Below are 22,353 nucleotides of genomic sequence, written 5' to 3'. Positions count from 1 at the left end.
AAAGCTCGGGTGGGCAATGGAGCCGAAGGATGGTAGAGACGGACCCACGGCCGGAGTGCGCCCGGGGCGAGCCGGCCTGCCCAAGGATGGATGGAGCGTGGAGATCCGACCGATGGACCGACGACAGGCGATCAAAGCGGCGGGCCTCTTGTTGGCAGAGGCGTCGATCGGGGCTTCGGTGGCGAAGGGCCAGGACTTCGGGGCTCTCCTCGAAGACTTCGGCAAGGAACTGCTCCGCCAGCAATTGAGCCCTGAGAACATTCAGCGAACCCTCAAACCGCACCTGACCGGTGAGACATTTCCGATCCGGACGGCCGACGGCTGGACACTCGTCGCCCATCGCTTCCGACCGAGCACCGGGATGAGACCGGGCACGATGCCGGTCATCCTCTGCCACGGCCTGAGCTACAACGCCCAGTTCTGGGACATCAGCCCCGAGGTCAGCTTCCCCCAGTATCTGGCCGAACGGGGCTGGGAGGTCTGGGTGGTGAACCTGCGCGGGTCGGGCCTCAGTTCGAAGTGGGTGGCCAAGATCGATGCTGCGCCAACGATGGTGGTGGGGGGGCTGATCCGAAGGGCCACGAACAACCGGATGGCTCCGACCGGCTACGCGACGCTCGACCCGAAGTTTGCCCGCTGGAACCTGGACGATCACATCAACTACGACGTGCCGGCCCTGGTCCATCTCGTCCGATCGCACACCAGAGCGCCGGAAGTGGCCTGGGTCGGGCACTCGATGGGAGGGATCATCGGCCTCTGCCACCTCTCGCGGTACCAAAACCCGGGGATCGGCCGCCTGGTCACGGTCGGGAGCCAGGTGACGATGCCTAACGGACAGCTTGCCACTCAGTTTCTCATGGAATTGCTCGCCCTGCGTCAGGGACAGATTGCCGGGGAGATTCTGCCGGAAGAGCTGATCATCGACTCGAAGACGAGCATCGACAACATGTTCTTCAACAACAGCCACGTGGACCCGAGAGTGTATCGGGCCTTGACGCATGACGGGGTTGATGTGCCGTCGATCGGACTCTTGCAGCAATACCTCACGCTCGCGGCCCGGAAAGAGTTGCTCGACGCGGGCAAGACCTTTAGCTATGCGGCGATGCTGCCGAACGTCCAGGCGCCGATTCTGGTGGCTTGCGGCTCGGCCGATCAACTGGCCCCTCCGGCTGTCCAGCAGACGATCTACGAGCGGGTCGGATCAACCGACAAGACCTTGATGTACTTCGGTCGCGCCCAGGGCTTCGCCGCCGACTCGGGCCACTCGGACGCCCTGGTCGGTCTGACGAGCCGACAACAGGTCTATCCGTACATCGAACAGTGGTTGCTGGGAGCCCGTTGATTCGGGTGAGTCGATCGGTCGAGACGGACGGAGAACGCGAGAGGTCCTCCCAGTCAGGACGGGAGTGCCTGGAGTTCCTTCCTCTCGGGAGATTTCGGGTTTACGAACGGCGGGCAGCAGCGTTTCGGGCGCGTCGCGCTCGCCGATTGAGCGGGACGGACGCGCCGGGGAGGACCGATCGGCGCAGGGATCCGCGCCCCTGAACGCGATCGGAACTGGCTTCGTTTGGGGATCGAAGACCTGGGGCGTTCGGATCAGCAGCCAACTCTTGCGATGGGGGGGGAGGCTCGGGATTGCAGCGGGCACCTCGGGGGTCGCGATCCGGTCGAGGACCCGGGGGTCGGAGATCAGAGGTAGGAGCGTGAGCGATGCAAGAATCCACTCGCCCACGATCGGATTGAAGACGACGTAATTCATTCGTGCAAAAAAGGATGCGTCGGCGAGCGTCTGCGGCATAACGTTCGAGGAGGCGGATCGGAGCGGGATCGAGGGCGGAGAGACCGGCCTCAGCGTTGAGGCGATGGCGGGTGTCTCGGGCATTGAGGTACGCGTCGAGGCGATCGCTGAGCGCCTCGACCGCCTGGGAGACCAGTGCCAGGCCGGGACAGGCTGTGTTGTCCTCGGGATCGAGGTCCCAGGGGCCGGTCCCGTCTCGGGCCGAGGAGGGAAGGCCGAGGAGATCAAGCGCTCGTTGCCAGGTGTCGACGGTCCAGCCGTCGTGCCGGCTGATCGAATCGGCCACCTCAGCCCAGCGGTCGAGGAGCCAGAGCACACCATGTTTGTTCTGGAGCAAGAGGGGTTGGATGCGGTCGGGTTGGGCGGCGAGTCGGGAGCCGAGGGAGGAGGCCACGGCGGCGCGGTCGTCGTCCCAGGATTCGGAAGCGGTCAGGGCGAGTTCTTCGCGAGCGGCGAGGAGACGCGCCTCGCAGGCGTCGAGGCGGACCGACTCGGCCACGAGGCGTTCGAACACCCAGGTCTGCGAAGGCCCTTCGGGCCGGTAATCGGGTGCCCAGAGGGTCTTGCGTTCGGCGATGGCCGCGGCCATGTCCGAGGGAGGTCGAGTGCCGACCTGGGAAAGGCCGTGCTTGAGGGCGTTGCGGCTGGAGGCGTCCTTGCCAGAATCGGTTTTTGGACCAGTCGAGCGAAGCGCATTGAGGCGATTGGCAAGGATTTGAGTCATGGTGGCGGCCATGAGAAGGTTCCATTAGGGTGCGAGTTCAAGGATTGAGAATCGAACCAGTGCGAGAACGAGGAGCGGACCCTCGCGCCTTCCTTTCATGATCGAGGAAATCGGGAGGCTTAATTGCGAAATTCCTGAAACCCAAGAATCGCGAAACGGTCGAGCCGAGGACGGCCGACCGTTTCGAGGTCGCTTTCAGGATCGAGGGAACCCGGAAACCGAGATCGGGTCGATGGGTGCGATTACGCCTTCGGCGCGGACTGGCGATCGGGATGCGAGGCGGCATCGCGGAACATGTAGGCCTTGGGGATGCTCGACGCGGGTGGAGGAGCGGCCTTGTCAGTCAGGAACCGGCCGAGAATGAAGTGCCGGACGGCGCGATAGGGGCGTCGGACGAGGCTGTGGAGGATCAGGATCGCACCCTTTCGACGGGCGGAGGAGAGTTCGGATTCGGTGAAATCCTCAGGGCGCTGGCGGCGGTGGAGCTTGCGGAGGTGGTAGCGATCGACGCGCTGAAGATACGCGACGATCGGGCGGCCGAGCCACCGGGGGAACAGTTCGAGGGCGATTTGCAGGTCGATGATCGCGGGCGAACCGTTGGGGAGAACAAGGACGTTCTCGGGCTTTGAGAGGTCGTTGTGCGAGATGCCGCGCTGGTGGATCGCGTCGAGGATTTGAAAGAGGCGGGGGAAGTACTCGGCCTCGACGCGACGGCGTTGGCCGCGAAAGTATTCGCGGAGGTTGACGCCGTCAAGGTATTCGCGGACCAGCCCGTTCCGACCGAAGGATTCGAGAAGGGTGGGAACGCCCTCGATGCCAGACAGGCGGCGGAGATAATGGCGCTCTCGGTGGGCAAGATAGACGCCGAGCAGGGTCAGGGGAGGCAGCCACCAGGGGTCGGCGTGATAGATCTTGAGGAGGATCTGGGCGGGAGCCTGAGAATCGGGATCAACCCGGCGGTAGATGCCAGTCACGGCATAGAAGTCGAACTTCAGGGTTTTTTCGAGGGCGTAGGCTTCGGAGCCCAGGAGCGTAGCCGTCGCGGGCAGGGCGTGGCCGCGCAGGGATCGGTAGCGGACCCAGTCAGCGTCTGGCATGGGATTCGGCCTTTCCTGAGCCTTGGACAAACTCCGTTTGTTTCGGAATATCGTGCTTCAAGGCGAAAAGGTCCAGAGAAACTGAACCGGGAATTCGCTGCGGGACGATGATCGGTCGATCGATTGAGGTCTGTCCGATCGCGTTGATGAGGAGGTCGGCCCAGGGAGTTGCAGGGTTGGATTGACGGTCGGGGGGTGTGCTGTTACGGTCTGGAAACCTCTCTCAGCCCCGGGGGTCAACGACCGCCCATGAATCGTAGAGTGTTCGACGCAGGCCCATTTGATCAGTACGAGCGGAACGGATTCGACGAGATGTTCGCCGAAGACGGTCGGCCTCGATCGCATTACGGTGCGCTCTACAACCGTCTGGCGACACTCAGCACCGAGGATATGGAATCACGTCACCACATGGCCGATCTGGTCATGAGGCGACAGGGGATTACCTTCACCGTCTACGGCCGGGGCGAGGGGCTGGAGCAGATCATTCCCTTCGACCCGATTCCTCGTCTGATTTCGAGCGAGGAGTGGGAGACCCTGGAGCGCGGGCTGGAGCAGCGGGTTCGGGCGCTCAACGCCTTTGTGCACGACGTGTATCACGACCGCTTGATCCTGAAGGATCGAGTGGTGCCGGCGGAGCTGGTGGTGGGGGCGTCGGGCTATCAGCGCGAGTGTGTCGGGCTACGAGTTCCGCGCGATATATACATTCATATCAGCGGCATCGATCTGATCCGAGACGAGAACGGCCAGTTCCTGGTGCTGGAAGACAATGCGAGGACGCCTTCGGGGGTCAGCTACGTGCTGAATAACCGGCACGTGATGAAGCAGGTCTTCCCGTTTCTGTTCCAGCAGTATAACGTTCGGCCGATCGACGATTACCCGGCGAACCTACTGGCGACCCTTCGGGCGATTGACCCAAGCGGGCGAGACGATCCGACGGTCGCGGTGATGACACCCGGCGTGTACAACTCGGCCTACTTCGAGCACAGCTTTCTGGCCCGGCAGATGGGTGTGGAACTGGTCGAGGGACGCGACCTGTTTTTTGATGGTGGCTACGTTTACATGAAGACCACCCGAGGCCCAAGGCGGGTGGATGTGCTCTATCGCCGCGTCGATGATCGGTCGCTCGATCCATTGGCGTTTGATCGGACGAGCGTGCTGGGGGTTGCCGGGCTTTATGGAGCGTTGCGGGCGGGGAACCTGGGGCTGGCCAATGCGCTTGGAACCGGCGTGTGCGACGACAAGGCGATCTATCCGTTCGTGCCTGAGTTTGTGCGCTATTACCTTCGAGAAGAACCGATCCTCGGGAACGTTGAGACGTTCCGCCTGACTGAGCCGTCGCAACGTCAGCACGTGTTGACGAATCTTGAGAAACTGGTGGTCAAGGCGGTGGACGGATCGGGCGGTTACGGCATGCTGATCGGTCCGGCCTCAACGAAGGCCCAGCGCGAAGAGTTTGCTCGGAAGATCGAGGCTGATCCAAGGCGGTTCATTGCGCAGCCGACGATCAGTCTGAGTCAGCATCCGACCTTCGTCGATGGCCGGCTGGAAGGCCGACATATCGACCTGCGGCCCTTTGTACTGTTCGGCGATCAGGTGAGGGTCTTACCCGGCGGGCTGACACGCGTGGCGTTACCGAAAGGAAGCCTGGTGGTGAATAGCTCGCAAGGAGGAGGGACCAAGGACACATGGGTCTTGCGAGGGGATCCTCCCGAGCAGAACGAGGCAACGGGTGAGCTTCAAGGGGACTGATGCCATGCTCAGCCGGGTTGCCGAGAATCTGTACTGGATCAGTCGATATCTGGAGCGTGTCGAGAGCGTGGCCCGCCTGCTCGACGACAGCTTCCAGCTGGAGCTGGACGCCGCCGGCCTGCACGCAGCGGCCGCGGGAGAACGCCCGGTCGAGAGTGTGCTCTCGATCCTTGGCTGCAAAGAGGCGTTCCTGACGCAGCACCCGAATGGAGGGCGGGCCGAGGTCTTGAAGTTCCTGACTTTCGAGCGTGATCATGCCGATTCGATGCTCTCGATGATCGGTCGGGCCCGAGAAAACGCCAGGGGAACGCAGGAAACGTTGAGCGCTGAGGTCTGGGGTCAGATCAATCGCTTGTATCTTTATCTCTGTGGCCGGCAGGCCCGCCGGCGTTATCGGACCAGCCCCTCGCGCTTCTTCGAGGGGATCAAGCGGTCGTGCATTCTGTACACCGGGCTGGTGGAATCGACCTTGCCGCGGTCGGAGGTGTATCACTTTCTTCAGTTCGGTCGGTATCTGGAGCGGGTAATGCAATTGAGCCGGATCCTGGGTGTGAAGGTGCATGCGCTCCGGCAGGTCGAACCCCTCGCGGCGGGGTCGCTCCGCGTCGTATACTCGACAAGTCTGTTACAAAGCTGCTCGGCATATGACGCGTATATCCGGCAGGCTCATGAGCAGATCGATCCACTGGGGGCGGTCGGTTACTTGATGCTGGACCCGGATTTTCCGAGATCGATGCGGTTCGGCGTGGATCGGGCGTGCAATGCGCTTCGGGCGATCTCCGGTGGGGATGAGCACGGCTTCGCCACCGAGGCGGAACGATTGCTTGGCCGGTTGGGAAGCGACCTACGGTTCCTAGACCTGGACGAGGTGATTCACCGCGGTCTGGAGCAGTTTTTGACCGAGGTCCTGACGACCTGTCATCGGGCGGCTCACGAAGTTCATCAGACCTATTTTCTTACGTGAGCCGGATCGAACGCTACCGGTCGAAGGGATGCGCGGCAACTCCCGGTTGCCTCGCGCTTTAAGGGAACGTGTTCGAAAACGGGCCTGGGGTAGAGGTGGCTGGCGATGTTGCTTCGAATCAATCACGAGACGCGCCTGACCTACTCCGAACCGGTGTCGGAGACGATTTTTGAGGTGCGGATGGCACCTCAGTCAGACGAGGATCAGACGGTCCTTGGCTATCGGCTTCGGATTAGCCCGAGGGGCCCGGTGACGACCTTCCGGGACGGATTCGGCAACCGGGTGGACCTGTTCAACCTGACGGCGCCGTACCGGGAGCTGGTCCTGCATGCGACGAGCTATGTGAGAACCCACCGGAGGCTCGGGATCGCCGGGTTGGCGGGAGTGCCCTGGCTGGGCCGAGGGCCCTTGCCTCCGGAGGCGCTCGAGTTCCTCTTGCCAAGCAGACAGGTCGCCCACACCCCGGAGGTCGATGCATTCGTCCGAAGCCTTCCCGAGCCGCAAGGGACGCTGGCCGACGTGACCCGGACGGTGATGGAGGCCGTCGATTGCCGATTGGCGTATCAGAAAAAGGCCACGACGGCCCTCACAAGTGTGGAAGAAGCCCTGTTGCTCGGCCGAGGAGTTTGTCAGGACTTCGCCCACCTCTACATCGCCGCGTGCCGAGGGCTGGGCTTGCCGGCGCGTTACGTGAGCGGATATGTGCACCAAACGGGAGAGATGGCAACGCATGCCTGGTGCCAGGTCTGGGCGGGAGAGCCTTCGGGATGGGTCGATGTAGACCCGACCCACGGGGTCTACCCGGAAGATGACCATGTGGTGACGGCCATCGGCCGTGATTACGCGGATGTGCCACCGAACCGAGGGTTCTTCCGGGGCCAGTCTGAGGAGTCAATCCATGTGATGGTGACGGTCGAGCCGGTCCATCGGATTCCCCCGCAGTGGCAGGAGTGGGGCACTCCCCTGCCCTTGAACGACGGGTCGAGCGCCTCGGGGTCGGCGGAAGGGGCCTCCGCCCGATCGGCGCCTCGGCGAGGGAAATCGCTTGGCCTGGGGCATCGGCCCGATCTGCCTCCGGGACTCCGTCAGCAACAAGGTCAACAGCAGCAGCAGTAACACTGGTGCGACGCGAGCTAACAGCGATGGAAGCGAAGTGAGGAGTTCCCACCGTGCCGAACCGCCACGCCGAGATCACCCGAACGACGAAGGAAACCGAGATTCGCCTGGAGCTCGACCTCGACGGGACCGGACAGGCGAAGATCGAGACCGGGATCGGCTTTCTGGACCACATGCTGGAAGGATTCGCTCGACACGCGTCGTGTGATCTGATGGTTCGGTGCAAGGGAGACCTGCACGTGGACGACCACCACTCGACCGAGGACGTGGGGATTTGCCTCGGGATGGCCATCGATAAGGCACTCGGCAACCGCTCGGGAATCCGGCGCTATGGCCATGCCATCTTGCCAATGGATGAAGCGTTGGTTCTCTGCGCGATCGACCTGGGAGGACGACCGTACTTTGCGTGGGAAGCGGCGATGCCCACCCCGAAGGTCGGTACGTTTGATACGGAACTCGTGCCTGAGTTCTGGCGATCGGTCGCAACGTTGGGGCGAATGAATTTGCACGTGAAAGTGCTCGCAGGCTCCAACACGCATCACGTGATCGAGGCCATCTTCAAGGGTCTTGCCCGGGCGCTTCGAGACGCCTGGGAAGCCGATCCAAGATGCGGCGGGGTCCCGTCGACAAAGGGAAGTCTTTGACGACTCCCAAGAAGCTGTGTTCCGGAAGTCGGGTCGGTCGGCCGAGCAACACCCCAAGGGTGGTGCCGGCCTGACCGCGGCTCAGGAGAGTTGCTTGACGATGATCCGGGAGCCTTGAACGTCGACGACCTGGATCAGGCAGTCTTGCTCGATGAAGTTGCGCTCGGCGGTGACTTCAGCGATGATCTCGCCGAAGCGGGCACGGCCGCTGGGCCGAAGTACGGTGGTGGTTCGACCGGTTTCGCCCAGAAGGTAAGCGTACGGAGATTCGGGCTCGAAGACGTCCTTCTCGACATCGGTTGCCGAGAAGCTGAAGGGATCGGATTTGAGGATGAGCTTGTCGAACAACGGAAGCGAGGGGAAGAAGCGGCCGAGGAGCACCGCGCCGACCACGACGGCGGAAATGGAAAGCATGAGCAGAATCAAGGTCCGGCTCAACTGACGATACTGAAAGTCCTCGGTCGGGATGATGAAGCTGTGGCTGGCCATCACCACGCTAAACAGGATGAGAAAGACGCCGCTCATCCCGAAGACACCAAACCCGGGGAAGACAAACAGTTCGAGGGCCAGGCAAAGTAGACCGACCATGAACAGGATGATTTCCAGACCGTCGGCCGTTCCTCCGAGATAGCGGCTCCAGAAAAAGAGGAGAAAGGCCAGACAGGCGGTGATCGCCGGCAGGCCAATGCCGGGAAGCTTCATCTCGACGACGAGCATGAAGAACCCGACAAAGAGCAACAAGCCACTCATGAAGGGCGTATTGAGAACGCCAACGAGGGAATCAACCCACGATGGCCCTCTGAGCCGGACGAGGTCATCTCCCAGACTGTAGAGCGCTGAGAATTCCTCGTCACTGTCGAGAACGGTGCTGGCGAGGTCGAACTTCTGGGCATTGCTAGCGGTGACGGTCAGAATTTCGTCACCAAGCACCAGGGTGCCCTGCTCGATGAAACGATTTGGTTCGGCCTGGATCGTTTCTCGATCGACCAGGGTGACGGCGGCCGTCTGGGTGTCGATGGCCTCGACCACCTCGACATCGGGTCGAACCAGGGATCGCGCCACGGCGGAGGGGTAGCCTTTTTGGTCGGCCAAAGCAGCAAGACGATCGGCCAGGACCTCGCGGTCTCGATCGCCGAGCGGCTCGACCTTTCCGCCGCCGGTCACGGTGGCGTCGATTTTGCCGAGCTTTCCATCGGTGTGGAAGACAATCTCATCGCAGGCCAGGGCAAGAAGGGAGCCGACACCGAGGGCTCGATCCCGAACGTAAGCAACCGTCTTGATGCCTTCGAGCCTGTGAATGCGTTGAGCAAGATCGTCGGCAGGCTGAATCTGACCGCCGGGCGTATCAAGTTGAAAGATGATCAGCGTGGCCCCGGATTTCTGAGCGCGGGCAATCTGTCGGCTGATAAACGATTCCTGGATGGAATCGATGGGCCGAGCGACCTGGATCCAGAAGGGACGAAGCTTATCTGCGCCAAGGGCCGTGGAATCACTGACACGATCCAGATCGTAAATGCGGGCAACCTGAGCGCGATCGGCGGCGAAACTTCGAACGACACCTTCGCTCCGAGCGGCCTCGGACGAGAGCCGTCCCCGAGCGCCAGCTTGCCAGACGGGCTCGGTGGAAAGCACGGCATTCTGGGTCTCGAATTCGGGAAGCCGGGAGCGGAGGACGTAGTCGGTGCGTCCGTCGGCAGTGCGCACGCGAAGCAACTCGTTCGAGGGATCGAGCATGCCAACGATCAGGTCGGGAGGACGACCCTTAGTCCTCGCGAGCGTCTCGGCGAAGCCGATCAGTCCGGGATTGACGTCGTCACCGTCGGGAGTGATCGGGCCGAGGGAGGCCGACGGACCGAGAACGATTTCATCGCATGCGAGCGCAACAAAGGTGGCATATCCTGAGAGTGGTTCGGGGACATAGGCCACAGTTTTCTCTGCACGCGAGAGCTTCAGTGAAATGAAGTCAGCAACCTGAATACAGATGCCGTAATCACTTGAACCAGGGCGAATTTCGAAGACGAGAACCGGCTCTTCGCCACGCGAGGCAGACGAGCGAATCACGGTTTCGACGGCGCTCTTGAGGCGATCGGCCCGAGCGGTGTCGATCGGTTGCTCGATGAGGAAAAAGTGGCCGGGCATCTCGTCACGATCGACCGCCTGGCCCCACGCGGCCGACGCCAGTACCAGGAAACACGCGACCGTAGAAATTGGAAGGGTCGTGCAATCAGACCACGACCGACCAGGCGAGACTACTCTCATAGACGCCGGACTCCCCCGATGCTCAGGCTCCATCGACTCATCCGAGCGATCCAACCCTGCCCGGAGTGAAGAGAAAGAGGTGCAGGGCGGCAATCGAGTCGAGCAAGCGAAACACGGGTCACTCGCCAGGGCGAAGACGATCCATCATCGTGATGCCAGGGGTTCATCCTAGGCGTCACGAACGAGGTGATTATAGGCCTCGTGTCGAGAGGGAGTCAAACCTGCAACTCCCTTGCCAGGGATCGCAGACTCGCGTGAAGCCTCCTGGCAAGGCTTCTGAGAATCAAAAGAACGCAGGATAGGACTGGGAGGGGGATGCGGTACCGCTTTGTGCCTGAGTCTCGAGGAAACTGGCATCGGGGAGTGAGGGCTATCGACGCGGGATCGGGCGTCGTATTCTGACCCGCAATCGAGAGCCGAACCTTGAGTCGCGGAGGGACTCAGCGCCAGAGTTTGTCTCAGGGGCAACCTTTGATGATCCGCGAGTCAGTTCCGAGCACCTTGAGTTCATTCCGGAGACGACAACTGATGAATCGACGCCAATGGCTTCAACTCTCCGCAGGAATGGCCTGGGCTCCCGTGGTTCGTCCGTTTCGGGTCGAGGCGAAGGATGAGGATTCGGAGGACGGTGTCCTGGAGCTTGGCTCACGTCGAGAGCTGTTCGTTGATCGATTTCTGGTCGATCGGATGGAGGGAGACGCTAACTTTTTATTGGCACGACCTCGGGACGAGGGGGTAGCCCTGCCATTTGATCGTCCCTGGGAGGGGGCATTCTGCGGGTATGCGACGGTGTTGCAGGATCAAGGGCTTTTTCGACTCTATTATCGGGGGCTACCCCGATCGGGGAGAGACGGCAGCGACAACGAGGTGACCTGTTACGCGGAATCGACCGACGGACGACACTGGGACCGTCCCGAGTTAGGTCTGTTCGAATATGAAGGACAACGCACAAACAATCTGGTGCTGGCCCATCAGGCCCCCTTTTCGCATAACTTCTGTCCGATGATTGATCCGCGGCCCGAGGTGCCTGCGGGCGAGCGTTACAAAGCCCTTGCTGGCACCGGGAGAACCGGCCTGTGGGCCTTTTTCTCGGACGACGGCCTGCGCTGGCAACGAACCGGTGACGGGCCGGTAATCACCCAAGGGGCCTTCGATTCCCAAAACGTCCCCTGCTGGTCGGAACACGAAGGGCGCTATCTGTGCTACTTCCGTGTCTTCAAAGATGGCTTCCGAAGGGTCGCTCGAACGACTTCGGAAGACTTCCGGAACTGGACCGAGGCGGAGTTGATGACCTACGACGACGATCGGCCGATCGAACATCTCTATACAAATCAAACAAGTCCGTATTTCCGTGCTCCGCACCTGAATGTGGGGATCGCGGCGCGGTTCATGCCCGGTCGTCGGGTGATCTCGGTGGAACAGGCCGAGGACATTGGAGTCGACCCTGGTTACTTCAACGATTGCTCGGATGCTGTTTTGCTTACCACAAGAGGAGGTTCAGTATACGATCGGACGTTCATGGAAGGATTTCTGATCCCGGGGATTGGTCCCGAGAACTGGGTCTCTCGGACAAATTATCCGGCCTTGAACGTAGTGCAAACCAGTGCTCATGAAATGTCCTTCTATGCCAATCAAAACTATGGGCAGCCGACCGCACACCTAAGGCGCTATGCCTTGCGACTCGATGGGTTTGCCAGTATCCGAGCCGGGTACAACGGCGGGGAGTTGATCACGAAACCGATTCGAGTGGAAGGAGGCACGCTGGAGTTGAACTTTGAGACATCGGCGGCCGGAGGCATCCGGGTCGAGGTGCAGGATGCTGAAGGGAACCCCCTGCCCGGCTTTTCGCTGGATGACGCAGTGGAAACGATCGGGAATGAGATCGAGCGCTCGGTCTACTGGAATCATGGGTCTGATGTCTCGGGAATGGCGGGACGCCCGATCCGATTGCGATTCGTCTTGAAGGATGCTGGATTGTACTCCATGCGATTCAAGGCATGATTACGTAAGGAGCAGACGATCGTGACGATTGTGGAGCTGGAGGTCTGCCCGCTGATTGGGGCGACGGTGGACGGGGGCTGGCCCCAGGGGCATGAGCCTCAAGAAAACTTGCATACTCTCGTCATTCTCCGCACCGAGGACGGACTGGAAGGGCTGGGGAGTTGCTTTACGTCGGGCTCCTTGGTTTCAGGAGCAATTGAACTGCTCTGGCCGATGCTTAAAGGGGCCTCGGCGGAGGAGCCGGAACGGGTCTCGGAGACGCTTCGGCAGTCGAGCTTCTGGCAAGGTCGCGGTGGATCGGTCGAACACGCCATCAGTGGGATTGACCTCGCCCTGTGGGACCTGATGGGGAAGATCTGCGGTCAGCCGGTTTCGCGACTGCTTGGAGGGGATTACCGTCAATCGATTAAGCCTTATGGGTCGATTCTTTTTGACGAACCCGAGCCCCTTTGCAAGACACTGGCCGATGTGGTGGAACGAGGGTTTCGAGCGATCAAGCTCGGCTGGCGACCATTTGGGCGTCGGGATCGCAAATTCGACGAGCTGCTCGTGAAGACGGCTCGGAGGGAGGTGGGAGACGAGGTCGATTTGATGGTCGACGCAGGTGGGAGCGAGCAATTCTGGCCGCACGGGGTGAACTGGGCTCGTAACACGGCTGAAATGCTGGCGGATTATGCCATCGTCTGGTTCGAGGAACCTTTGCCTCCGGATGACATTGAAGGATACGCGCAACTCACTCGGGTTTCGCCGGTACCGATTGCAGGAGGAGAAGTCCTCACGAGAAGACAGTCGTTCATGCCCTGGATTGAGCGACGCGCGGTTGACATTCTCCAACCCGACTGCACGAAGAATGGCGGCCTGACTGAGTCGAGGCGGATCGCATGGATGGCGAGTGAGCATAATCTTCAGGTCGTACCTCACGGCTGGAATACGGCGGTCGGCCTGGCTGCGGACCTTCAATTCTCAGCGGCGATTCCGGTGGCCCGCTACGTCGAATACCTGACGCCGTGTGCGTACCTTGATGCGATTACAGTGGAGCCATTTCGACTTGACGATCGGGGCCACCTGGAAATCCCCAGGTCGCCAGGGTTGGGAATTGAGCTGGACCCCGACGCATTGAAACGGTTCTCGCCAACGCGAAAGGTGTTTCGATGAGTGAACCGAGCTCTTTGAAAAGGGTCCTGGCATGAGCACTCGATCAGTCGTTTTGCCCGAAGCCGTTGATCTCGAATCTCCAGGGAGGCGCGATTACTGGGTGGCCCTGGAACACGATACGATGTGGGGAGTTCAGTTGATTCCCTTGACCGTGTTCGTTGGTCCTCGCGTGGAAGTGGGCCGGGGATTGGTTGCGTTCGGGGCGACGCACGGAAACGAGTACGAGGGGCCTGCGGCAATCAAGGGGTTGCTTCATGAGATCGAAGCGGATCGGGTGAACGGAAGAATCATATTGATCCCGGTCCTGAATCCTGAGGCGTTTCGGACGGGGACGAGGGATAGTGTCGAGGCTGATGGCGTGAACCTCAACCGTGCCTTCGTGAATGCGGCTGGACATGGCGCACCGCTCGGGGGAATCACGCACCGCATTGCTAGGTTTGTCCGCGAGCAAATCTGGCCTCATGTGCATGTTGTGCTGGACCTGCATTCGGGGGGTCAGCAAATTCGCTTCGCTCCGTGTGCGAGTTTTCACCCGATCGACGACCCTGAGCAGGCAAAGGCGACGGCGGAGACGGCGCGATGGTTTGGGACTCCGTTGATCATGGTTTACCAGAACCGAACACCCGGATTGCTGACGAGTGAGGCAGAGCGATTGGGAAAGATCACGGTGGGAACGGAGTTGGGATGGGGCGAGGCGGTTCTCTCGCAGGGGGTACGCTCTGGTCGCCAGGGAGTACTGGCGGCGGCGATCCGTCACGGACAGCTGGAGGGGGAGATCGAACCAATCGATCATCATGCATCTGGAACACAGAAATGTGCAGCCATTGTTGATTTTGAGTGTTATGTGCCCGCACCCTTTGCCGGACATTATGAAGAAGTCTTGCGATGTGGTGCGCGGGTGAAGCGAGGAGAGTTGGTGGGACGCCTCCATGACTTTGCTCGGATCGACGAGCCTGCCTGGCCGGTAACGGCGCCGGTCGATGGGATTGTGGTGGGCCAGGCATGGGGGGCTCGGGTGCGGCAGGGGCAATTCATTTGCTGCGTGGGAATCGAGCAACCCTGGTGATTCAAAGGGAGAGTCGGTTCATGAGCGTTGACGATCGGATGCGTCCCACCAATGTTCGCTGGGGCGTGTTCGCCATGGCCTGCGGGATGTCGTTTCTGCTTTACCTGCATCGATATACCTGGAACATCATTGGTCCAGAGCTCCAGGATTCGTATGGCTTCTCGAATACCCAGGCGGGATTTCTCTTTTCCCTTTTTTATTACACCTACGCTGCTGGTCAGATTCCCAGTGGTGTGATCGTCGATCGGTTCGGACCGCATCGATTCCTCGTGGCAAGCGTGATTGGCTGGTCAATCTCGCTGGCGGCGTTGGGACAGACCGGATGGCTCTGGCTGCTGGGAGCCTGGCGTTTGTTGTTCGGGGCGACTCAGGCGGGATGCTACCCGGCTTTGACGAAAGTGACGCGTCAATGGTTTCCGATCGCCAGGCGAACGGTTCTGCAAGGGTGGATCGCCACCACGTTCGGGCGGGGAGGTGGTGCGCTGTCTCCCATCTTACTGGGAACGGTGTTGATGGGGTGGTGGGGCCTGTCGTGGCAATCGGCGCTACTGGTGATGGGGGGGATCGGGATTGGTTACGCAGTGATTTTCGCCGTGTTTTTTCGAAATTCTCCTGAGGAGCATCCCAAGGTCAACGAGGCGGAACGTGAGTTGATCGAGTCGGGTCCCCGAGTCAGCAAGGGGACCGCGCGGGTGGTTCTGCCACCGAAGCGGGCCTTAAAGAGTCGAAGTATGCGGTTTTTTGTGCTCCAGCAATTTCTCGATGCGGGATCGGACGTGGTGTTCGTGGCCTTGATCGGCACGTACTTTCTCCGCGCAAGAGGCTTCGACATCAGTCAGACGGGATGGCTGGCTAGTCTTCCGCTTTGGGGCGGAGCGATCGGGGGGATTGTTGGCGGATGGCTTAACGATCGGTTGATCGCTCAGACAGGAAATCGCCGATGGGCGCGGAGCGGGGTTGGCTTTTCGGGGAAGCTGATCGGGTGTGTGATGCTCGCCTTGGTCGTCGGCCAATCAAGCGGTGTGGCGGCGGCCTGGGTGTTGATGATCGCCAAGTTCTTTAGTGATTGGAGTCAGCCGACGGTCTGGGGAACCTGTACCGATCTCGGGGGACGATTCAGCGCAACGGTCTTCAGCATTATCAACACGGCCGGAACGTTGGGAGGCGTGATCATGCCAATTATCTTTGGGCTGGTCCTTGACGCGTTCACGACCGAGTCCATCGGGCCGTCTGGGCCCACGGCGACGACTGACTGGGGCCCCTTATTTGTTTTGCTGGCGACCATGTATCTCGGCAGCGGCATTTGCTGGCTCCTGATCGACTGTACCCAGTCGCTTGATTCCGAAGAGTGATTCTTCAGACGGAAGTCCAAACACGGTTTTTCTTCGAAGATGGAGGTGATCGGCATGTTTCGATCAGCAACTGAATATCGCTACAATCGATTGACCTGGCCGGAGATCAACGAGGCGATCGGGCAGGAAAAGCTGATCATACTGCCCACCGGATCGACCGAACAGCACGGCAGTCATTTACCTCTGGATGTGGACCTTTTTCTGTGTGAGTCGGTTTGCCTGGAAGTCGGGAGACGGGCAGCAGACCGGGTGCTGGTCATGCCACCGATTTCGTATGGATTGAACCTGCACCACATCGATTTTCCAGGAACGATTCATATTGAACCAGACGTTTTTATTAATTTCTGCTTGAACATTACGAAGAGCGTAGCATACCACGGGTTCAAGAAAATTTTGATTGTGAATGGGCATGGATCGAACGCGCCGTTGATCGACCTGATCGCCCGAAAAACGGTGCTGGAGACGGAGTCGCTTTGCTTTGCCACGACATACTTCTGGTTCTTGATGGAAGCGTTCGAGAAGATCCGCGAGTCGAAGGTGGTGGCACATGCGGATGAGTTTGAAACCTCTCTGTACCTACATTTGGCGGGTGATCGGGTGCAAATGGACAAGGCGGTCGAGGATAATGACCGGATGGGCAAGTACGTGAGTAGTGATAGCACGATGAATTATTTCGTGCGATTCAACGACTTCTGGGGCCGGTGGACAAAGACCGGAGTTCACGGCGACCCGACCAAGGCAACCGCAGAGAAAGGAAAAATCATCTTCGAAGCTGCCGTCGAAGGTCTGATTGGTCTGGTGGACGAGTTACGTGAATGGCCGATCGAGCGGCGGGCGGACATGCATACACATCCGGTACAATCTCAGATTCGCTGGACCTGAAGCCCAGTTGGTGTGGTTCAGGTGTGTTGAACGAACGTCTTTTTGCTAGGCTGGATGAGTACGATCACGGAACTACGTTCGCATCGTCCTGGCCAGGTCTTGTTGAGCGGAAGCCAGTCCAATGAAGATCAAAAGTTACTGGGTGTGTGTCTGGCTTCTACTTCTTGGATTTCAACAGGCACAAGCCTTCGACGACGAGCGGTCGACAACCGATTTTTTTGAAAGAACGATTCGCCCGTTGCTGGTTGAGCATTGCCTCTCGTGTCATGGGGACGAGACGCCCGAGGGAGGGCTATCGTTGACGAGCCGGCAGGCGTTGCTTGTTGGGGGACATTCCGGCCCCGCCGTCGAGCCAGGTAAGCCGGACGAGAGTTTCTTGATCGAGGTGGTTCGGTATGACTCGGAGCCAAGGATGCCTCCGAAGGGGAGGTTGTCCGACCAAGAAATCGAGGCACTCACGCAATGGGTTGAGATGGGAATGCCGTGGCCAGATGCCCCGGAGTCGGGGCAGACCCCTGCAGGATCGTCTGCGTCGCTTGAGGAGGCTGTGGCAAGGCACTGGGCGTTTCAGCCGGTTCGATCGGTCACTCCTCCCGAGATTCGAAACTCGGAGCGCGCGCGGACTCCGATTGATCAGTTCATTCTTGATCGGCTCGAATCGGAAGGGTTGACCCTGGCGCCAGAGGCGGATCGCCGCACATTGATTCGGCGGGCCTCGATTCATTTAACCGGCCTTCCTCCGACTGCGAACGAGGTTGAATCGTTTGTCACCGATGATTCCGCGGATGCCTATGATCGACTCGTCGATCGCTTGCTCGATTCCCCCCAGTTCGGTGAACACTGGGCACGGAAGTGGCTCGACGTGGCGCGGTACTCTGACACAAAAGGGTATGTATATGCACGTGAGGAGGCGTCGTGGGTTCACGCTCAGTCGTATCGCGACTGGGTAATTCGGGCGATCAATGAGGATCTGCCGTACGATCGGTTTCTTCTATTGCAGGTGGCTGCTGATCAGGTGGCGGACGATCCGAGCGATCTGGCAGCGATGGGATTTTTGACCCTGGGTCGACGCTTTCTCGGGGTCAAGCACGACATCATCGACGACCGGATTGACGTGGTCACGCGAGGGATGCTGGGGATGACCGTCGCGTGTGCGCGTTGCCATGATCATAAATATGACCCGATACCAACTGCAGATTATTATGCCCTCTACGGAGTCTTCCGAAACTGTGCCGAGGTTGTGGTTCCAGCGTTTGATGACTCGGAAGCCGGTCTCAAACACGCTGCCTTTGACGATGGCTTGCAGGAGCGTCAAGAGGCGCTACGCGACCGGTTGAATGAGGAACGGGCCGCGGCGGCCGATCGGGTGAGGGAACGGGTGACGCAGTATCTCGTTGCGCAGTTCGCGCTCTCGAAGTATCCGGACGAGGCCTTTAGTCAAATCTTGACTGATCGTGATCTCATTCCGGCATCGGTTCATCGCTGGCAAGAAACGATTGATCGGGCGGGGAGAGTGGGAGATCCCATCTTCCGAGCCTGGCATGAATTTACCCGACTGCCCGAGAAAGGCTTCTCGGAGCGAGCGGCAGCAATCAGCAGGTCTCTCTCCGGAGAATGGAGAGACGAGGTGAATTCGAGGGTTGCTCAAGCATTTGAGAAACCACCGATTGATCGAGACGACGTCGCAACACGCTATGGAATGCTCTTTCAGGAAGTGATCGCCGAATGGGAGGATCGACTGTCCGAGGCCGAGGCGAAGGGCACTCCCCGACCGGACGGACTCGACGATCCCGATTCAGAGGCGATACGACAGGTTCTGTTTGGCCCGGACTCTCCTTGCGAGGTTCCCGACGAATCCCTGGTGAATATTGAGTTTTTCTTCCCGACTCAGACGACTGTGGAGCTTTGGAAGCTTCAAGCGGAGGTCGATCGCTGGCTCCTTCAATCGGCTGAGGCACCACCGTTCGCGACGATCCTGGTCGATCGGGACAGGTCGATCGAGCCAAGGGTTTTCCGGAGAGGAAATTCGGCGAGTCCGGGAGAGGTGGTCCCTCGACGCTTTCTCCAGGCCATCGCCGGGTCAGACGCAGAACCCTTCACGGAGGGGAGTGGTCGTCGAGAACTGGCCCAGGCGATTATCGATCCGACCAATCCCTTAACCGCCCGAGTGGCGGTCAACCGGGTCTGGATGGGCTATTTTGGAGATGGGTTGGTGCGATCTCCGGGAGACTTTGGTACGAGAGCCGAGCCCCCGAGTCATCCTGAGTTGCTCGACTGGCTGGCGTCGCGGTTCATGGAGGAGGGGTGGAGCCAGAAAGATCTGCATCGACAGATTGTGCGATCGGCGACGTTTCGACAATCGTCTCGCGGTCCGAGCGATCCGAAGGTGCGGGCTTTGGCCCTGCAGGTTGACCCTGAGAACCGACTTCTTTGGCAGATGCCGGTGCATCGCCTCACGTTCGAAGAGTTGCGCGATGCCTTGCTCAGGGTGTCAGGATCCCTTGATGAGCGTATGGAAGGGGCCGCGGAGCCGATGTTCTCGCCCCCGTATTCGACCAGAAGAACCGTTTACGGGAAGGTGGATCGGGAGAACCTTCCGAGTGTTCTTCGCGTGTTCGATTTTGCAAACCCTGATTTGCTCATCCCTCAACGATCCGAGACCACGGTGCCACAGCAGGCGCTTTTTTTCCTGAACCATCCGTTTCTGTTGGAACGCGCCAGGGAACTGGCCGGACTGGCGGAGATCATCGAGGTGGAGGATGAGCGGGAGCGGGTTCGTCGGCTGTATCAACGTGTCTCTCAGCGAGAGCCGTCCTCGGTAGAAATGGAGGCGTCGCTCGCGTTGGTGCGAGCGGCGAAGCAGGGACCGAACGAGGACCGATCCCAAACCTCGAACGACTGGCAATATGGATATGGGAGGATGGACGAAGAGTCGGGCCGCTTGGTGGACTTCCAATCGTTGCCTTACTTCTCGGGAACCGCCTGGCAAGGGGGGGCATCGTGGCCCGACGCACGTTTGGGGTGGCTGCAATTGACCGCCGAGGGAGGGCATCCGGGGAACGACCGGAATCATGCTGTCGTCCGACGATGGGTTGCCCCGAAGGAGATGACGATTCGCGTTGAATCGATCTTGATCCACGACGTAAACCAGGGAGACGGGGTTCGAGGGTTCCTGATCGGCAGCCGAGTCGGGTTGATCGCGTCGGCAGAGGTTCAGGATGGTCGAGCATCGCTTGGTGTCGAGGCGCTTTCGGTCCAGCCTGGTGATTCGATTGACTTCGTGGTGGATCTGAAGGACTCGCTCAACAGTAATCAGTTTCTTTGGGCACCTGTACTGACCGAAGTGGGTGTTCAGGAGGCAACGACCTGGGATGCGACGATCGACTTTTCGGGAAAGGGTACCGATCGGCTTGGTCCCTGGGAACAACTCGCCCAGGTGTTATTGATGTCAAATGAGTTCTTGTTCGTGGATTAATTTTGGCCATCGGGAGCATGTCTCATGAATCGCCCGGATCAGGATCGAGGTGGGATAAGCCGTCGCGAATTGTTGACTCGATCAGGGTTGGGTCTGGGAGCGCTGGGAGCGCTGGGAGCGCTGGCGGATTCGGGTTCCCTGTTCGCGTCTCCGATCGAGTCTGAGGCGGGAAGTCTCGCGCCCAGGGCTCCGCATTTTGCCGGCAAAGCAACACGGGTGATCCACTTCTTCCTGAACGGTGGTCCCTCGCATGTGGATACGTTTGATCCCAAGCCAAGCCTGTCCCGCTACTCCGGTCAAGCCCTTCCGGAGACCTTCCTGACCGAGCGGAAGACTGGGGCAGCGTTTCCGTCGCCATTTCGATTCCGACGATATGGCGAGAGCGGGATCGAGGTCAGTGAACTGTTTGCAGAGACGGCGAAGCATATCGATGACATTGTCGTGATTCGGTCGATGTATGCCCAGGTTCCCAATCATGAGCCATCGCTCATGTTGATGAATTGCGGCGACTCGGTCCAATCACGACCAAGTGTCGGGTCGTGGGTGCTATATGGCCTGGGAACGGAGAATCAAAATCTGCCCGGTTTTCTTGCGCTTTGTCCGGGAGGGTATCCGATCAAGGGGGTCGAGAACTGGCAGGCGGGGTTCTTGCCAGGCGGGTATCAAGGAACCTACATCGATTCGAAGCATGAAACGATTGATCGATTGATTGAGAATATTGAGCATCCTCACGTTACGACTGAGGCCCAACGGAGGCAACTCGATTTGTTGAGGGTATTGAATTCGGAGCATCAATCGACCTTGACCGACAGTCGGCTTGACGCTCGCATTCAGTCGTTTGAACTCGCGTTTCGTATGCAGATCGAGGCGGCCGAAGCCTTTGACCTTTCGCGAGAGCCAACGCACATCAGGGCCCTCTATGGAGACGGTGTGCATGGTCGGCAAACTCTGATCGCACGTCGGTTGATTGAGCGCGGTGTGCGTTACGTGCAACTCTGGCACGGGGCGGGTCAGCCGTGGGACAACCACGACCAGATTGAGGCCAATCACCGACGTCTTGCAGCGGAGATCGACGGCCCCATCGCCGCGCTTCTGACCGATTTGAAGGCACGAGGACTGCTGGACGAGACGCTCGTGCTCTGGGGAGGGGAGTTCGGACGCACACCGACCGTTGAGTTGTCGGCCGATGGGACGTCGATGCAAGGGCGCGACCATAACCACTATGGGTTTAGCGTCTGGATGGCCGGTGGGGGGATCAAAGGAGGAACAACCTTCGGCGCAACCGACGAATTCGGATTCCGGGCGGAGCGCGATCCGGTCAGCGTGCACGACCTGCACGCCACCGTGTTGCACCTGCTCGGGTTCGACCATGAGCGGCTCACGTTTCGCTATGCTGGTCGTGATTTTCGCCTGACCGACGTTCATGGACGGGTGCTGAACGAGATCATCGCCTGAGGAGCATTCCTCCGAAGATCCGACAACTATGTCAAGGACGAGCCCCACGAAACTGCGACGGGGCAGTTGCGTGGGGAGTTGATCGATCGAGAACGGATGTGGACTGGACTTCGTTCCCGAACGTCAGATTTCGCCACTCATTCGGCAGGCACCCTTCGTCTAAATGACGAGGGAATGACCCCAATCGGTTTTGATCACACGTGTGATCGGGGAGTCTTCAGCAAGGGTCATTAGCGGAGAGGGTGGGATTCGAACCCACGGTACGGTTTGACCCGTACACGGCATTTCCAGTGCCGCACCTTCGGCCACTCGGTCACCTCTCCGTGTTCTAACTGCTTCGGACTAAGTTACTTGCGATGGAAGGATTTGTAAAGGTATTCTTCGGACGAATTGTCGGAAATCAGGTTTACGGAAGGCACCATAACTGATTCTGAGCGAGTGTACGATAAGGAGGCGATTGGGAGCAAGGGGAGCGAAACCTTTGGGGTGATTCGGGACGGGGCATTTTCAATGATGGTGCCCGGGGTGGGGGACCCTTGGTCGCTTTTCGATCAGAGTTGTGTATCCTGAGAGACACCACGTCCTTGTGGATGGGCGAGCGTTCTGGCTGTGCCGC

The 22,353-nt window shown here is 59.7% G+C and carries 15 protein-coding genes and 1 tRNA gene; 12 read left to right on the top strand and 4 right to left on the bottom strand.

Annotation, left to right across the window (positions count from 1 at the left end; translation table 11 throughout):
• Positions 1-112 precede the first annotated feature (112 nt).
• The gene (locus tag HG800_RS21470) at positions 113-1,342 is read left to right on the top strand and encodes an alpha/beta fold hydrolase (RefSeq protein WP_169979327.1); all 1,230 of its coding nucleotides are present in this window, start codon (positions 113-115) and stop codon (positions 1,340-1,342) included.
• A 100-nt stretch (positions 1,343-1,442) separates the two neighbouring features.
• Here HG800_RS21470 and HG800_RS21465 read toward each other — a convergent pair whose 3' ends face one another.
• Positions 1,443-2,534 carry a hypothetical protein gene (locus HG800_RS21465; RefSeq protein WP_169979325.1) on the bottom strand — a complete coding sequence of 364 codons (1,092 nt, stop codon included), beginning with the start codon at positions 2,532-2,534 and terminating at the stop codon, positions 1,443-1,445.
• Between the two features lie 230 nt (positions 2,535-2,764).
• Positions 2,765-3,619, bottom strand: a complete 855-nt coding sequence (locus HG800_RS21460) for a hypothetical protein (RefSeq protein ID WP_169979323.1) — start codon at positions 3,617-3,619, stop codon at positions 2,765-2,767.
• Positions 3,620-3,868: 249 nt separating this feature from the next.
• Between HG800_RS21460 and HG800_RS21455 the strand changes: the two genes are divergently transcribed.
• The 4 genes from HG800_RS21455 (at position 3,869) to hisB (ending at position 8,092) form a co-directional block, all read left to right on the top strand.
• Complete coding sequence (locus HG800_RS21455) at positions 3,869-5,368, top strand: circularly permuted type 2 ATP-grasp protein (RefSeq protein ID WP_169979321.1); 1,500 nt, start codon at positions 3,869-3,871, stop codon at positions 5,366-5,368.
• Entirely contained in the window at positions 5,349-6,332 is a 984-nt protein-coding gene (locus HG800_RS21450) for an alpha-E domain-containing protein (protein ID WP_315852079.1), read from the top strand. The genes HG800_RS21455 and HG800_RS21450 overlap by 20 nt, the downstream gene beginning before the upstream one ends.
• A 105-nt stretch (positions 6,333-6,437) precedes the next feature.
• A complete protein-coding gene (locus tag HG800_RS21445; protein WP_169979319.1) occupies positions 6,438-7,448 on the top strand; it encodes a transglutaminase family protein in 1,011 nt (336 codons plus the stop codon).
• 53 nt (positions 7,449-7,501) lie between these two features.
• Positions 7,502-8,092, top strand: coding sequence for an imidazoleglycerol-phosphate dehydratase HisB (hisB, locus tag HG800_RS21440; RefSeq protein ID WP_169979317.1), 591 nt, complete (start codon positions 7,502-7,504; stop codon positions 8,090-8,092).
• 81 nt (positions 8,093-8,173) lie between these two features.
• Here hisB and HG800_RS21435 read toward each other — a convergent pair whose 3' ends face one another.
• Positions 8,174-10,231 (bottom strand): NfeD family protein, encoded by a 2,058-nt coding sequence (locus HG800_RS21435; RefSeq protein WP_169979315.1) that lies wholly within the window; start codon positions 10,229-10,231, stop codon positions 8,174-8,176.
• Between the two features lie 648 nt (positions 10,232-10,879).
• Between HG800_RS21435 and HG800_RS21430 the strand changes: the two genes are divergently transcribed.
• The 7 genes from HG800_RS21430 to HG800_RS21400 all read left to right on the top strand — a co-directional run bounded on the left by HG800_RS21430 (position 10,880) and on the right by HG800_RS21400 (position 21,737).
• Positions 10,880-12,352: a hypothetical protein gene (locus HG800_RS21430; RefSeq protein WP_206352382.1), complete on the top strand. Its 1,473-nt coding sequence runs from the start codon at positions 10,880-10,882 to the stop codon at positions 12,350-12,352.
• Between the two features lie 21 nt (positions 12,353-12,373).
• Complete coding sequence (locus tag HG800_RS21425; protein WP_169979313.1) at positions 12,374-13,507, top strand: mandelate racemase/muconate lactonizing enzyme family protein; 1,134 nt, start codon at positions 12,374-12,376, stop codon at positions 13,505-13,507.
• Between the two features lie 31 nt (positions 13,508-13,538).
• Positions 13,539-14,573, top strand: coding sequence for a succinylglutamate desuccinylase/aspartoacylase domain-containing protein (locus HG800_RS21420; protein ID WP_169979311.1), 1,035 nt, complete (start codon positions 13,539-13,541; stop codon positions 14,571-14,573).
• Positions 14,574-14,593: 20 nt separating this feature from the next.
• Positions 14,594-15,925, top strand: a complete 1,332-nt coding sequence (locus HG800_RS21415; RefSeq protein WP_169979309.1) for an MFS transporter — start codon at positions 14,594-14,596, stop codon at positions 15,923-15,925.
• 54 nt (positions 15,926-15,979) lie between these two features.
• Positions 15,980-16,807, top strand: coding sequence for a creatininase family protein (locus HG800_RS21410; RefSeq protein WP_169979307.1), 828 nt, complete (start codon positions 15,980-15,982; stop codon positions 16,805-16,807).
• 121 nt (positions 16,808-16,928) lie between these two features.
• Positions 16,929-20,282 (top strand): PSD1 and planctomycete cytochrome C domain-containing protein, encoded by a 3,354-nt coding sequence (locus HG800_RS21405; RefSeq protein ID WP_169979305.1) that lies wholly within the window; start codon positions 16,929-16,931, stop codon positions 20,280-20,282.
• Positions 20,283-20,306: 24 nt separating this feature from the next.
• Positions 20,307-21,737 carry a DUF1501 domain-containing protein gene (locus HG800_RS21400; RefSeq protein WP_169979303.1) on the top strand — a complete coding sequence of 477 codons (1,431 nt, stop codon included), beginning with the start codon at positions 20,307-20,309 and terminating at the stop codon, positions 21,735-21,737.
• A gap of 234 nt (positions 21,738-21,971) precedes the next feature.
• Here HG800_RS21400 and HG800_RS21395 read toward each other — a convergent pair.
• Positions 21,972-22,060, bottom strand: a tRNA-Ser gene (locus HG800_RS21395).
• Positions 22,061-22,353: the final 293 nt, after the last annotated feature.

Origin of the sequence: Tautonia rosea (genome assembly GCF_012958305.1) — a bacterium.
Lineage (GTDB): Bacteria > Planctomycetota > Planctomycetia > Isosphaerales > Isosphaeraceae > Tautonia > Tautonia rosea.
This window is presented reverse-complemented; position numbering and strand designations above follow the sequence as displayed.